Raw genomic sequence first — 13,424 nt, 5'->3', positions numbered from 1 at the left:
ATGGACCGCGCCTAGCGGCACTCGGTCTCGCGCGAGGGAAGTTTCGGCGCCCGGGTCGTGAGCCTTCCCCGCAGTTCGCGCAATTGCGCGGGATCGGGTGTCTCATACTCGACCGTCACGGAATACTCCGCCCTGTCGACCATGCGATCCTCGATCATGGGGGTAATCCCGGCGGCGAGGACCTCCTTGCGACGATCTTCCACCGTATCCTTTCGCTTGTAGACACCGAGCGAGATGAAGTAACGCTTGTCGGGCAGGGGCACGATGGCGATGTCATCCACCCCCTTCTTCTGCAACTCCCGATATCTGGACCGCGCCTGATCGTAGGAGAGATATTCCGGCAGGCGTATCCAGTACCCGTCCTGGACGGTCCTCGTCTGCTCACTGAGGTCTGCGCGTGCGCCTGACTCTTGCGCCTCGTGTTGCAGTCGCTCCATCATCGCCCGGTCCTCGGATGGGCCAATCTCGAAACAGTATCGGGCGATCACGGTCGCGGCCCTGGCCTCTCCGGGCACGGGCGCATCTTCGATGACCAGTTCGGTCTCCCGAGGCTCAGGCTGTATTGCCTCCTCCGCCGGTTCCGGCATGGCGTCGGCGCTTGCATCGCTCGATGGTGTCTGCGATAAGGGCAGCGTCTCGGCGCCGGTCGCCGGCTGCATCGGCGAAGCATCCTCGCGCTCGCTAAGCAGCACAAGGGGTGACACCCCTGGATCCACGGCCGGGATCTTATCGTAGACGGCCTCTTGATCGGTGAGCCCGCCACGCGCCTGATACTGCCAGGCAAAGAAACCGAGATTGGCGAGCAACAGGACGAAGAACAACAATCTCATCGCCCGGCCTCCGCGACAATGGCCAACCCTTGCAATACCAAGTCGGGCTCATGATGGAAATCGAAATCCGTAGACAGCAGGGGCAGTATCGCGCCGCTGTCGCCGCCGGTCAGCAGACAGGTGGGCCGCTCATCGGTCCCAGCTTCGAGGTCACGCATGATACGGTCGATCGTGGCGACAGCAGCATACAGTGTGCCACCCATCACACCGCCGCGCGTATCCTTCGCCAGCACGGCTATCCGTGGCGGCGCGGCATCCTCTAACGTCACCCGTATATCCGCGGTATTCTCCAGCAAGGCGCGCCGCATGAGGCCGAGCCCCGGCATGATCAGCCCGCCCAGATGCACGCCATCTTTCGCCATCGCGTCGACTGTCAGCGCGGTACCGCAGTCGATGACACAGACCGGACCCGCAAGGGCGCGGCGCGCGGCGACCAGTGCCAGCCAGCGGTCGACACCCAGCCGTTGGGGTTCCAGATAGGCATTGGTGACACCGAAACCTTCCGGCCGGGAAAGGATGAATTCGGGCTCGATCCCCCAGGTCCGCCGTGACCAGGCCGTGAACAGGCTGGCGAATTCCGTGCCGGCAACACTAGCAACGAGAACCCGGGCGGGTGTGGACAGCCCGCCCCAAGACGCGGACAGGGCATCGATATCCTCTGTTCCACCACGTCGCAGCAGCGCCGGGCCCGGTTTCAGCGCACCGTTTCCCAGTTCCGCCCATTTGATGCGGGTGTTGCCCGCGTCCACCAGCAGAATCATGCGTGCACGTCACCGTTGGCGCGGTGCGTCCCGCACGCCGGATCACCACGGGCGGCGCGCAGGCTGACATCGCCGGAGAGATAACGCTTGATGATGCCGCCCTCCTCAACCAGCAGCGCTCCACCGGCATCGATGCCACGTGCAATGCCGCTCAACTCGCCATGCGGCGTGGTCACCGTCACCAGGCTATCGCGCAGGATATCGTAACGCCGCCACTCTTCGAGCAGCGGCGCAAGACCCTTGCTTTCGAACCCGGCGAGCATCTCGATCAGTTCACTCAGCAGTGTCCCGGCCAGCCGGTTGCGCGAGGGAATCGTTCCGATGATGGTGGCGAGGTCCGTCCATGCCTGATCGATGGGCGCACCCAGCGCCCGCGGCATCCGGACGTTGATTCCGATCCCGATCACCACGCTGCAATTGCCGTATGCTTCACCATTCATCTCGATCAGGATCCCGGCGAACTTCGCCCCCCGCCAGAGCAGATCGTTGGGCCACTTGAGTCCCGCGTCCGCCACGCCCAGGCGCCGCAAAGCGCGCAATACGGCGACGCCGACAGCCAGACTCAAGCCCGCGAGCGCGTCCGGCCCCGCATCGAAACGCCACAGCAGCGAGAGATAGAGATTGCGCGCATAGGGAGACAGCCATGCACGGTTGCTGCGTCCACGTCCGGCGGTCTGTGCTTCTGCGATACATGCGAAAGCAGATGGGAGGGCGGCCGCGCGACGGCGCAGTTCACTGTTGGTGGAATCGATTTGCTGGTGCAGTTCCAGCCCGTGCAGGTACTGACGCGCAGTCTCACTCAGACTGGCGCGTATCTGCGCTTCGGAAAGAAGCTCGATCGGAACGGCGAGGCGGTGACCCTTGCCGGGCACAGAATCGATTTCGATACCGCGTGCCTTCAGCGTCTGCAGATGCTTCCATACGCCGGCACGGCTGATTCCCAATACCTGCCCCAACACCTCACCGGAATGGAACTGCCCGTCGGCGAGTATGTTCAGTAATGCGCTCCCTTGCATCGCGATAGTGTAACAGCCGGCATCGATGGCAGCGACCGCGCGACCGGAGCGATCAATTTCATCCAAATAAAAAGGCCGGTCCCTTGTGGGAACCGGCCAGTCCTCCGGACCCGCCTACCGCCGCGACCGCCGTCGGCAGGCTTCCGATTGGACGGGAGTCTTCAACCCGCCAAGGCCACTGCGACAAACGCGCAGATCAGCGTAATCACGACGATCCCGATGCAGAGTACTCCGTCATCCGTCGCCGCATCTCTCTGACTGGCCATACGTCACCTCCTTTAAATGTGGTATTCCGAACTCAAACGCCGTCGCACCGTTTCAGTATGACTACGCGAATACCATATATAAACAAAGGTATTTGGTCAATATATGTACAAAATCCTTATATTTTCAATTGATAAGCTTGGCCTCCGCGCAACCGCCGGCCGGACCGATGACTTGCCGGCAACAAAAGAGAAATGAATTTAAAGGTCTGCGGCAGGCATGCCGCTAGCGGCATCAGTCCCGGAAGCCACAAAATCAGGAGCACATCCATGCTGAGTTTCATCTATCGCCTGGCGAACGCTTTCGAGCGACTGCATGGCCGGGGACCGAACGTGCTCTATCTCAGCCGGTTCCACTTCGAACACCTGCAACAGGATTTCGCGGATCCGGAGGACACCGAAGCAATGATGAATGTGCTCGGGATGGCGATCATGATCACCGAGGACGCGATCAACCCGAGGCTCGCACGCATCGAGCGTCCTTTGCCCCCGCGGGTCAACGGAGCCAAACGGGCGGCGCGATAGGACCTTAAAGCCTTCACCGCCGCTCTTTCTTCAGAAACCCGCGGTTCAGAGCGACGCGAATGCGCCGGAACTGAAAGCGAGTCGATGGTCACGCCAGCATACCCCCGTCCTGCGGGCAGACGCTCTGGCTGCAACTGAGGTGAGACGGCGCGGGATGACCCGCGCCGCGCCGCGCTTAACCCACCAGCACGTATTTGGCGAACAGACCCAATGCCAGGACGATGACACAGAGAGCGATTACCAGGGTTCCATCATGATCACTTGCCGATTTGACACGAGCAGACATGCCTACCTCCGCTTGGGTGGCTATCGTTGGTTTTAAGCAGATTATTCCCCACGCCAACCCTCCCGGACCGGTGCGACGGCGGAAAGTATTGACTGACATACCCTAGCAAATAACTGGGAAATAAGGCAAGCCGGGCCAGGTCCGCCCATCAGGATTCGCGGTCGGCAGATCCCTTGCGTTTCTCCTGGAAATTGGACACAGCGCCGCCCCCACGGGTCATCTTGATACCCCCCTGGTGAATCGCGCCCTCGGCCATGGCCACCACCGGGCTGGTGATGTTGCCGGTGATACGGGCGGACGCACTCAATTCCAGCTTCTCGCCCGTCACGATATCGCCGACGATCTCGCCGGAGATGATGGCCATCGTGGCGGTGATATTGCCGTGCCAGCGCCCCGTCTCGCCCAGCACCAGCGTACCGTCGATTTCGCAGTTACCCTCGACGCTGCCGTTGACGATGCAGTTTTCGCTCCCGCGCAGGGCCCCCGTCAGATGGGTGCCGTTCCCGATCAGGGTCGTAAACTGCTTGACACCATCGAGCGCGCGCCGCCCCTTGCCGCCGGTGAAAAACGCTTGCATATCCCCGCCTCCCTGTCGCCACCGGCCGGCTCAAGTGCCGGTGCATGTTGATATTAGCCACCAATCGCGCGTGATTATAACGCACTTAAAGAATCAATCAGTTAATTCCGATAACCCGGTACAAGAAGCCCGAATAGGTCCTGGCGCGTACGGTGAAAACATCCCACTTCATTTTCAGCCTGCTTGCGTTCCTGTCCGTGGCCGGGTTCGCCGTGGCGTCGACACCGCCGCCCGAGACGACCGCTCCGGCCTATGACATCCGCATCCTGATCGACGTCTCGGGCAGCATGAAGCAGAACGACCCGGCCAATCTGCGCAAACCCGCGCTGCGGTTGCTGACCGGACTGCTCCCGTCCGGGACACAGGCTGGCGTGTGGACCTTCGCACGCTACGTGAACATGATGGTCCGCTATGGAGAGGTAAACTCCGCCTGGCGGGAACAGGCCATGGACTCGGCGGATCAGATCGGCTCGGCTGGGCTGTTCACCGACATGGAGTCAGCCCTCGACAAGGCGAGCTGGAACTGGTCCGAAGCAGCACCCGGCGTCCGCCGCAGCATCATTCTGCTCACCGACGGACTGGTTGATGTATCCGACGCCGCGGAATCGGACCGGAAGTCCCGCGCGCGCATCACCGACGCGATCCTGCCCCGCCTGCACGCCGCCGGGGTGGAAGTGTATTCCATCGCCCTGTCCACTGGCGCGGATGAGCATCTCCTCCGGCAGCTCTCGGCCTCCACCGGCGGCTGGTTCGAGCGCGCCGATGACGCGGATCAACTCGAACGGATCTTCCTGCGCATGTTCGAGAAGGCGGCGAATCCCGACACCCTGCCGCTGATCGACAATCAGGTCCTGGTCGACGACAGCATCGAGGAACTCACCCTGCTGGTCTTTCGCGCGGAAAATGCCCCGGCGACAACCTTGACCGCGCCGGACGGCGCGTCATTCAGCGCGACACGGCTGCCGCCCAACGCGCGCTGGCACAGCGACGCACACTACGATCTGGTGACCCTCGAGAAACCGGCGACCGGCACCTGGCATGTCAACGCGGAAATCGATCCCGACAACCGCGTGATGGTGGTGAGCAACCTGCGGGTCGTGGCGACCCAGCTTCCCAACCAGATCCTGGCGGGAGACACGCAGGATCTCTTGATCCGCTTTACGGAACAGAATCAGCCCGTCACCCGCGAGGAGTTCCTGCATTTCATCACGGTGAAGGTCCAGGAGACGTCCGGAGACGATGTCGCGTCAGAACGGTTGCTGCTCGACAACGGCCGCGACGGCGACATCATGCCGGGTGACGGAATATTCAGCACGCAACTGTCGGGGACTGATGAACCCGGGGCGCATAGCGTCGTCGTAGATGTCGACGGCACGACGTTCAAGCGCCAGCACAGACAGGATGTCGAGATCGTGGAGAGCCCGGTCATCGCCGACATCCGCGCGGACGAAAACGGCACCGCGCTGTTCATGATTCCGCGCGCCGGGATCATCGACCCGGAAACCCTGCGTGCCTCGGCCACGATTACCGGCGAGGATGAGCAGGCCGAGGTCCATCAGATGCTACGCACCAGCCCCGGCGAGTGGAGGCTGGGACTCGATTCATATCCATCGGACGGGCGTTATCAGGTCGTGCTCGACATCGAGGCCGAGCGCCCGAATGGAAAACCGATCCATTATCAGGGCAGGCCGCTGTACTTCGGCCACGCCGTATCGCCGTCCGTGGAAGCCTCCGACACTGACGTGGCGGAGGCGCCATCGGACGACGGGGAAGCGATCCTCGAAGAGGATGCCGTGGATGATGACGCGGAGACGGACAACGGACCGGCTCCCGTCAACTGGATACTGGTCATCACGCTCGTGACTCTGTTGAATGTGATCGTCGGCGGCGCGTTGTACCTGGTTTACCGGAAGCTCTTCGGCAACAACGCGGAATCAACGGCGGCAGTAGAAGGAGACGCCCCGGAAAAACTTGCGGCAGAAGATAAAACTACCGCGGGAAGCGCTACCGCGGCGGACACCGCGCCCACGCCGTTCGACAACTCCAAGCCATCGATCGTGACGCAAATCGCCGAAGCGGCGACTGCCGCGGAATCCACTCCCCCGGACCCTGACGTCGCCATAGCCGAACAGGAGCAGGCCGCGGAAGAAACGGAGGCGGATGCTATGGAACCGGAGCCAGCGCAAACCCTGGAGGAAGCGGCGCCCCCGGCGGGACCGCGCCAATACCAGGACTCGTCCCCCGAACTGATCATGGAAGAGGATAACCGCTCTGCGGATGCTGAAGAGGTCGACGACCACCTGAAGAATCTCAATGTGGAGGAGATCGACCTCATCTTCGAGGAGAAGACCCGCAGTACCGGATGATGCCCGCGATGGGCGGGAGACGGCCGGAGGCCGCCTCCCGGTTCAGCATGATCTAAAGCTCGGTGGCTTCCTCGGCCAGGTATTCCGCCACGCCGCTGGTGGAGGCCTTCATGCCCTTCTTGCCTTCCTGCCAGCCCGCGGGGCAGACCTCGCCGTGCTTCTCGGTGAACTGCAGGGCGTCGACCATGCGCAGCATCTCGTCAATGTTGCGGCCGAGCGGCAGATCGTTCACCACCTGGTGCCGCACGATGCCTTCCTTGTCGATCAGGAAGGAACCGCGCAACGCGACCGCATCGCTCACCAGTACGTCATAGTCCCGGGCGATGCCCTTGGTGAGATCGGCGACGAGCGGATACTGAACGTTGCCGATGCCGCCCTTGTTGACCGGCGTGTTCTTCCAGGCCAGATGGCTGAAATGGGAATCCACCGAACAGCCGATGACCTGCACGTTGCGCTTCTGGAACTTATCCAGGCGGTGATCGAAGGCGATCAGCTCGGACGGACACACGAACGTAAAATCGAGCGGATAGAAAAACAGCACCACGTACTTGCCACGGTAGTGCGACAGCTTGAAGCTTTCATTGAAACTGTTGTCCGGCATCACAGCGGTCGCGGTAAAATCTGGGGCCGGTTTCGCCACCAATACGGTCATTACATCTCTCCTTCAAAAATTAAGCCGCTATCATCCGAATCGATCCTTCGGATGAAGATCTCGATATTGAGAAACGATCTCATTTAGTCTAACGAATTCCGGGAGGCTTGCAAGTACCCGCTCGTTACGCCGAACATAATACTAAAGTGAGACGACAGTTAAACCCTTACGATTTCAGAATTCCTGACCAGCCATCAAGCGGGGTCCCCGACGCATTATGACATTCGCCCTGGAACCGCTGGCAGGCAATGCCGCGATCGCGCAGCGCGATCTCGCCGTCCTGTGGCACCCCTGCACCCAGATGAAGGATCACGAGTCGCTGCCGCCGATCCCGATCCGGCGCGGCGCCGGCGTCTGGCTGGAGGATTTCGAGGGCCGGCGCTACCTGGATGCCATCAGCTCATGGTGGGTCAATCTGTTCGGCCACGCCAACCCGCGCATCAACGCCGCGGTGCGCGATCAGCTCGCCGAACTCGAACATGTGATGCTGGCCGGATTCACCCATCTGCCCGCACTGGAACTGGCCGAACGTCTGGTGCGGATCGCCCCGGCCGGAATGGCGCGCTGCTTTTTCGCCGACAACGGATCTTCCGCGGTGGAAGTCGCCCTGAAGATGAGCTTTCATTACTGGTGCAATCTCGGCCATGAACGTAAAAATAAATTTATAAACCTGACAAATAGTTACCACGGGGAAACCCTGGGCGCACTGTCAGTGGGCGACATCCCTCTGTACAAAAAAACCTACCGCCCGCTCTTAATGCAGTCCATTTCCGTGCCTTCGCCCGACTGTTTCTGGCGCGAACCCGGCCAGAGCTGGGCTGAACACTCCACGCGCCTTTTCGGGGCGATGCGCGAGACCCTGGACCGCCACCATGAAGAAGTCTGCGCCGTCATCGTCGAGCCGCTGGTGCAATGCGCGGGCTCCATGCGCATGTACGATCCGGTCTATCTCGCCCTGCTGCGCGCCGCCTGCGACGAATACGGTGTGCACCTCATCGCCGACGAAATCGCCGTCGGATTCGGCCGTACCGGCACGCTGTTCGCCTGTGAGCAGGCCGGCATAAGCCCGGATTTCCTCTGTCTGTCCAAGGGGCTGACCGGGGGCTATCTGCCGCTCTCCGCGGTGCTCACCCGTGAAGCGGTCTACCAGGCCTTCTACGACGATTACCACCGCCTGACCGCCTTCCTCCATTCCCACAGCTACACCGGCAACCCCCTGGCCTGCCGGGCGGCGCTTGCGACGCTCGACATCTTCGCGCAGGACCGCGTCATCGAGCGGAACGCCGCCCTCTCGGAATCCCTCGCCGCCGCCGGATCGCGCTTCGTGAACCACCCCCATGTCGCCGAGGTGCGTCAATGCGGCATGATCCTGGCGATCGAGATGGCCCGTGACGGGCGCACCCGCGAACCCTATCCCTGGCAGGAACGGCGTGGGCTGCGCGTCTATCGCCATGCCCTGGAACACGGCGTGCTCCTGCGCCCGCTCGGCAATGTGATCTATTTCATGCCGCCCTACGTGATCACGGCGGAAGAGATCGAATACATGGCGCAGGTCGCCTGGGACGGACTCGCGGCAGCCACGCGGGACTGACGCCATGCGCATACCCCGCATCTTCCTGTCCCAGACGCTCACCGCCGGTTCCCGTGTGGCGCTGGAGGAGACCGCCTCGAATCATCTGTTGCGCGTGCTGCGGCTTAAGCCCGGGGCGCCCGTATCCCTCTTCAACGGCGCGGGGGGCGAGTACGAGGCGACGCTGAGCGCAGTCGAACGGGGTACGGCGGTCGTCACCGTGGGCGCATTCATCGACATCAGCCGTGAATCCCCGCTGTCCATCACGCTGGCGCAGGGCATCTCGCGCGGAGAACGCATGGACTACACCCTGCAAAAATCGGTGGAACTCGGTGTCACGCGCATCATTCCGCTGGAGACCGAATTCAGCCAGGTACGCCTCGAAGGGGAGCGCCGCGAGCGCCGGCGCCGGCACTGGGAGGGCGTGATCGCGGGCGCGTGCGAGCAGTCGGGGCGCACGCGCCTGCCTGAACTGCTGCCCGTCACGTCGCTGGGCAACTGGCTGGTTTCCCCCTCCACGGTCGCGGAGGGGCTGCGACTGGTGCTCGATCCCGCCGCCGAGACCGGGCTGAGCCAGTTGCAACTTCCGCCGGCGACACGGGTCACACTGCTGATCGGCCCGGAAGGCGGGCTCAGCGACAGGGAGATCGAGCAGTCCCGACGGGCCGGCTTCGCCGGCCTGCGCCTCGGTCCGCGCATCCTGCGCACCGAAACGGCCGGGATCGCGGCCCTCGCCGCGCTGCAGGCCCTGCAGGGTGACCTGGGTTGAGCGTCCCTGCAGTCAGTCGAATCTAACCCTCTATTTTCAAAGAGGGTTTTAAGTTACCATAGTCGATCCCATCGGGTAGCAGGGAACTCATGTCCATTCAGCATCTTCAACCCGTGCCCCATCTCACCACGGTCCAGAACGGACCGTTGCTGCTGATCGAGCAGCACCTGCTCGACCGCCAGACCGAGATCGAGTCCTGGTTCCGGCAGGAATGGAAGAAGACCGCGGCGCCATTCTATGCCTCGGTCGATCTGCGCAATGCCGGCTTCAAGCTGGCCCCGGTGGACACCAACCTGTTTCCCGCCGGGTTCAACAATCTCAATCCGGCCTTCATCCCGCTCTGCGTGCAGGCCATGCAGTCGGCGATCGAGCGTGTCTGCCCCAGCGCCAACCGCATCATCCTGGTGCCCGAGAGCCACACCCGCAACCCGTTTTACATGGAGAGCCTGGCCACCCTGCAGGACATCATCACCAAGTCCGGCTTCGAGACCCGCATCGGTTCCCTGCTGGAGGATCTCGACGGCGCGCGCGACATTGAACTGCCGTCCGGTCGTCGCCTGCGGCTCGAACCGCTGCAGCGCAGCGGCGACAAGGTCCACCTCGACGGGTTCACGCCCTGCATGGTGCTGCTCAACAACGATCTCTCCTCCGGCCATCCGCCGATCCTGCAGAACCTTCGGCAACCGGTCATCCCGCCGCTGGAACTCGGCTGGTCCAACCGTCTCAAGTCGCAGCATTTCGCGCAGTACAAGACGGTCGCGGAGGAATTCGCCGCGATCATGGAGGTCGACCCCTGGCTGATCACGCCGCTGTCGCTCAAGTGCGGGGAGATCAATTTCATGAAGCGCGAGGGCGAAGAGTGCCTGGCGCGCAACGTCGAATCGCTGCTCGGCTCGATCCAGCGCAAGTACGACGAATACGGGGTTAAGGAACCACCCTTCGTGATGGTGAAGGCCGATGCCGGCACCTACGGCATGGGCATCATGACCGTACATTCGCCCGAGGATGTGCGCTCGCTCAATCGCAAGGAACGCACGCGCATGGCGGCGACCAAGGGCGGCGCCGAGACCACCAAGGTGATCCTGCAGGAAGGCGTCTACACCTTCGAGACCTGGGGCGACGGCCAGGCGGTCAGCGAGCCGGTGGTCTACATGATCGACCACTTCGTGGTCGGCGGTTTCTATCGCGTGCATACGCGGCGCGGCCCCAACGAGAATCTCAACTCGCCCGGCATGCATTTCGAGCCGCTTGCCTTCGCCAATTGCTGCACCATGCCCGAGCGCAATCTGGCGCCGGATGCGCACCCGAACCGGTTCTACGCCTACGGCGTGATCGCCCGGCTGGCCCTGCTGGCCGCCGCGCGCGAAAAAGCGGCGCTGGGCGAGAACGACCCGCTTGCCTATCCATGATTGCAATTCATCCTGGCCGCTGCTGTCCGCTCACATGATCGAACTCGGTGTCGTGATGGATCCCATCGCCGGGATCAAACCCGGCAAGGACAGCACCCTCGCCATGCTGATCGAGGCGCAGGCGCGCGGCTGGCCGCTCTGGTACATGGAACAGGGCGATCTCTACCTGCGCGACGCCCGCCCCCGCGCGCGCATGCGGCAGCTCGCCGTGCGCGACGACAAGCGCGACTGGTTCACGCTGGGCGCGGAACGCGATGCCGGTCTGGAAGAGCTCGACGTCGTCCTGATGCGCAAGGATCCGCCCTTCGATATCGAATATGTCTACACTACCTACCTGCTCGAGCTCGCCGAAGCGGCCGGGGTCCTGGTGGTCAATCGCCCGCAGGGACTGCGCAATACCAACGAAAAACTCTCCATCGCATGGTTCCCGCAGTGCAGCGCGCCCTCGCTGGTCACCAGCGACAGCGCCCGCCTGCGCGCGTTCCTGCTGGAGCAGCGCGATATCATCGTCAAACCGCTGGAGGCGATGGGCGGCGAGTCGGTCTTTCGCGTCACTCCCGATAACCCGAATCTCAACGTCATCTTCGAGGTCATGACCCGGCACAGCACGCGGCTGACCATGGCACAGCGCTATATTCCCGAGATCAGCCAGGGCGACAAGCGCATCCTGATGGTCGACGGCGAGCCGGTGCCGTACGCACTGGCACGTATCCCCGCGCCGGGCGAGACGCGCGCCAACCTGGCGGCAGGCGGACAGGGCGTCGGGGTGCCGCTCAGCGAGCGTGATCGCTGGATCTGCGCCCAGGTCGGCCCGGAACTGAAACGGCGCGGACTCATGTTCGTCGGGCTGGACGTGATCGGCGAGTATCTGACCGAGATCAACGTCACCAGTCCGACCTGCATCCGCGAACTCGACGCCCAGTTCGGCCTCAATATCAGCGCGCTGCTGATGGATCGCATCGCGGAAAGGCTGTCATGAGGCGGCGCTCCGCGGCCTGCGCACTGCTGACCTGCCTGTTGCTGGCGCTGACCGGATGCGGCAGGCACTCCCCCGAAGTCTACAAGACCCAGTTGATGACGCTCGGCACCATTGTCGACATCAGCCTGTGGAACATCGATGAGCCGAAGGCCCAGCAGGCGGTCAAGGCGGTCGAGGACGTGCTGAACGAGATCCATGTCCACTGGCATGCCTGGGAACCCGGCATGCTCACCGATCTCAATACCCGGCTTGCGGCCGGAGAAACCGTAACGGTCAGTCCCGAGGACGCGGCCGTGCTGCTCAGGACGCAGGAACTCGCGCGCGCGGGCGAGCAACTGTTCAATCCCGCCATCGGCCGCCTGATCGGGCTGTGGGGATTTCACAGCGATGACCCGCCGCAAGGTCCGCCGCCCGCGGTCGAACGCATCCAAGAACTGGTCGATGCCCACCCCAGTATGGAGGATCTGGTGATCGAGGGCACGGCGGTACACAGCCGCAATCCGCTGGTGCAGCTCGACCTTGGCGGATCCGCCAAGGGGTATGCCGTCGACAAGGCGATCGACGCCCTGCGCGCCCTGGGTATCGGGAATGCCATCGTCAATGCCGGCGGGGGGCTGCATGCCATCGGCGCCCATGGCGACCGCCCCTGGCGTGTCGGCATCCGCAACCCCGCCCAGCCCGGCATCATCGCCTCGCTGGAGATGGGCGACAACGAGAGCGTGCATACCTCCGGCAATTACGAACGTTTCTTCGACTACCAGGGCAAGCGCTACCATCACATCCTGGATCCGCGCACCGGCTACCCCGCCGAGGGGGTACTGTCGGTGACGGTGGTACACCCCGACGGGACCCTCGCCGACGCCGCCGACGACGCGCTGTTCATCGCCGGCCCGTCCGGCTGGAAGGAAGTCGCGCGCCGCATGGGCGTCACTCAGGTGATGCTCATCGACGCCGATATGACTGTACACATCACCCCGCAACTGGCCGATCGCCTGCGCATGGAAACCGACCCGCCCCCGAAGATGGTCGTAGAACCGCTCCAATGACCCGGGCCGACTACTTCGTCCTGGCGGGGGCCCTGTTGTTACTGCCCTACCTGTATGCCAGCTACTGGCATCGGGGCGGGGCCGGCGAGGAGGTGCGCATCGTCGACGCCGACGGCAAGGAAATCCTCGCGTCCCTGCACGAGGATCGCGAGATCCGTCTTCCGGGACCGCTCGGCACCAGCGTGATCGAAATCCGCGACGGCAAGGCGCGCTTCGCCTCATCCCCCTGCCATGGCCAGTTCTGCGTGCACGCCGGCTGGCTCCACCTCGGTGGAGAATTCACCGCCTGTCTGCCCAATCACATCAGCCTGGCGGTGGTCGGACCCGAGTTGCGCTACGACACCATCAATTTCTGATCCATCCATGCACAACGAC

The 13,424-nt window shown here is 63.1% G+C and carries 13 protein-coding genes; 8 read left to right on the top strand and 5 right to left on the bottom strand.

What is annotated here, in order from left to right:
• Positions 1-11 precede the first annotated feature (11 nt).
• The 3 genes from IPM20_11330 to birA are packed head-to-tail and all read right to left on the bottom strand — an operon-like array spanning position 12 to position 2,607.
• Positions 12-830, bottom strand: coding sequence for a hypothetical protein (locus IPM20_11330; GenBank protein MBK9132212.1), 819 nt, complete (start codon positions 828-830; stop codon positions 12-14).
• Positions 827-1,591 (bottom strand): type III pantothenate kinase, encoded by a 765-nt coding sequence (locus IPM20_11325; GenBank protein ID MBK9132211.1) that lies wholly within the window; start codon positions 1,589-1,591, stop codon positions 827-829. Before IPM20_11325 ends, IPM20_11330 begins: the two co-directional genes overlap by 4 nt.
• A complete protein-coding gene (gene birA, locus IPM20_11320) occupies positions 1,588-2,607 on the bottom strand; it encodes a bifunctional biotin--[acetyl-CoA-carboxylase] ligase/biotin operon repressor BirA (protein MBK9132210.1) in 1,020 nt (339 codons plus the stop codon). Before birA ends, IPM20_11325 begins: the two co-directional genes overlap by 4 nt.
• 533 nt (positions 2,608-3,140) lie before the next feature.
• Here birA and IPM20_11315 point away from each other — a divergent pair.
• The gene (locus IPM20_11315) at positions 3,141-3,395 is read left to right on the top strand and encodes a hypothetical protein (protein ID MBK9132209.1); all 255 of its coding nucleotides are present in this window, start codon (positions 3,141-3,143) and stop codon (positions 3,393-3,395) included.
• A gap of 434 nt (positions 3,396-3,829) precedes the next feature.
• On the opposite strand, the gene IPM20_11310 is transcribed toward IPM20_11315, so the two are convergent.
• A complete protein-coding gene (locus tag IPM20_11310) occupies positions 3,830-4,258 on the bottom strand; it encodes a polymer-forming cytoskeletal protein (GenBank protein ID MBK9132208.1) in 429 nt (142 codons plus the stop codon).
• 152 nt (positions 4,259-4,410) lie between these two features.
• On the opposite strand from IPM20_11310, the gene IPM20_11305 reads away from it, so the two are divergent.
• Positions 4,411-6,624, top strand: a complete 2,214-nt coding sequence (locus IPM20_11305) for a VWA domain-containing protein (GenBank protein MBK9132207.1) — start codon at positions 4,411-4,413, stop codon at positions 6,622-6,624.
• A gap of 52 nt (positions 6,625-6,676) precedes the next feature.
• Here IPM20_11305 and IPM20_11300 read toward each other — a convergent pair whose 3' ends face one another.
• The gene (locus IPM20_11300) at positions 6,677-7,276 is read right to left on the bottom strand and encodes a peroxiredoxin (protein ID MBK9132206.1); all 600 of its coding nucleotides are present in this window, start codon (positions 7,274-7,276) and stop codon (positions 6,677-6,679) included.
• 217 nt (positions 7,277-7,493) lie between these two features.
• On the opposite strand from IPM20_11300, the gene IPM20_11295 reads away from it, so the two are divergent.
• The 6 genes from IPM20_11295 (at position 7,494) to IPM20_11270 (ending at position 13,405) form a co-directional block, all read left to right on the top strand.
• Entirely contained in the window at positions 7,494-8,867 is a 1,374-nt protein-coding gene (locus IPM20_11295; protein MBK9132205.1) for an adenosylmethionine--8-amino-7-oxononanoate transaminase, read from the top strand.
• Between the two features lie 4 nt (positions 8,868-8,871).
• Positions 8,872-9,615 (top strand): 16S rRNA (uracil(1498)-N(3))-methyltransferase, encoded by a 744-nt coding sequence (locus IPM20_11290; GenBank protein MBK9132204.1) that lies wholly within the window; start codon positions 8,872-8,874, stop codon positions 9,613-9,615.
• Between the two features lie 89 nt (positions 9,616-9,704).
• On the top strand, positions 9,705-11,024 hold the full coding sequence (gene gshA, locus IPM20_11285) for a glutamate--cysteine ligase (GenBank protein ID MBK9132203.1): 1,320 nt from the start codon (positions 9,705-9,707) through the stop codon (positions 11,022-11,024).
• Between the two features lie 34 nt (positions 11,025-11,058).
• Positions 11,059-12,003, top strand: coding sequence for a glutathione synthase (gene gshB, locus IPM20_11280; GenBank protein MBK9132202.1), 945 nt, complete (start codon positions 11,059-11,061; stop codon positions 12,001-12,003).
• Complete coding sequence (locus IPM20_11275; protein MBK9132201.1) at positions 12,000-13,049, top strand: FAD:protein FMN transferase; 1,050 nt, start codon at positions 12,000-12,002, stop codon at positions 13,047-13,049. Before gshB ends, IPM20_11275 begins: the two co-directional genes overlap by 4 nt.
• Positions 13,046-13,405, top strand: coding sequence for a NusG domain II-containing protein (locus tag IPM20_11270; GenBank protein MBK9132200.1), 360 nt, complete (start codon positions 13,046-13,048; stop codon positions 13,403-13,405). The genes IPM20_11275 and IPM20_11270 overlap by 4 nt, the downstream gene beginning before the upstream one ends.
• The last annotated feature ends 19 nt before the right edge of the window (positions 13,406-13,424 follow it).

Source organism: Gammaproteobacteria bacterium, assembly GCA_016716465.1.
Taxonomy (GTDB): Bacteria; Pseudomonadota; Gammaproteobacteria; order SZUA-140; family SZUA-140; genus JADJWH01.
The sequence above is the reverse complement of the archived record's forward strand: the minus strand, read 5'-3'. Positions and strand labels throughout refer to the sequence as shown.

Coding starts and splice junctions, on each gene's coding strand:
- IPM20_11330 (MBK9132212.1), bottom strand. CDS start 830: ATGAGATTGTTGTTCTTCGTCCTGTTGCTCGCCAATCTCGGTTTCTTT.
- IPM20_11325 (MBK9132211.1), bottom strand. CDS start 1,591: ATGATTCTGCTGGTGGACGCGGGCAACACCCGCATCAAATGGGCGGAA.
- birA (MBK9132210.1), bottom strand. CDS start 2,607: ATGCAAGGGAGCGCATTACTGAACATACTCGCCGACGGGCAGTTCCAT.
- IPM20_11315 (MBK9132209.1), top strand. CDS start 3,141: ATGCTGAGTTTCATCTATCGCCTGGCGAACGCTTTCGAGCGACTGCAT.
- IPM20_11310 (MBK9132208.1), bottom strand. CDS start 4,258: ATGCAAGCGTTTTTCACCGGCGGCAAGGGGCGGCGCGCGCTCGATGGT.
- IPM20_11300 (MBK9132206.1), bottom strand. CDS start 7,276: ATGACCGTATTGGTGGCGAAACCGGCCCCAGATTTTACCGCGACCGCT.
- IPM20_11295 (MBK9132205.1), top strand. CDS start 7,494: ATGACATTCGCCCTGGAACCGCTGGCAGGCAATGCCGCGATCGCGCAG.
- IPM20_11290 (MBK9132204.1), top strand. CDS start 8,872: ATGCGCATACCCCGCATCTTCCTGTCCCAGACGCTCACCGCCGGTTCC.
- gshA (MBK9132203.1), top strand. CDS start 9,705: ATGTCCATTCAGCATCTTCAACCCGTGCCCCATCTCACCACGGTCCAG.
- gshB (MBK9132202.1), top strand. CDS start 11,059: ATGATCGAACTCGGTGTCGTGATGGATCCCATCGCCGGGATCAAACCC.
- IPM20_11275 (MBK9132201.1), top strand. CDS start 12,000: ATGAGGCGGCGCTCCGCGGCCTGCGCACTGCTGACCTGCCTGTTGCTG.
- IPM20_11270 (MBK9132200.1), top strand. CDS start 13,046: ATGACCCGGGCCGACTACTTCGTCCTGGCGGGGGCCCTGTTGTTACTG.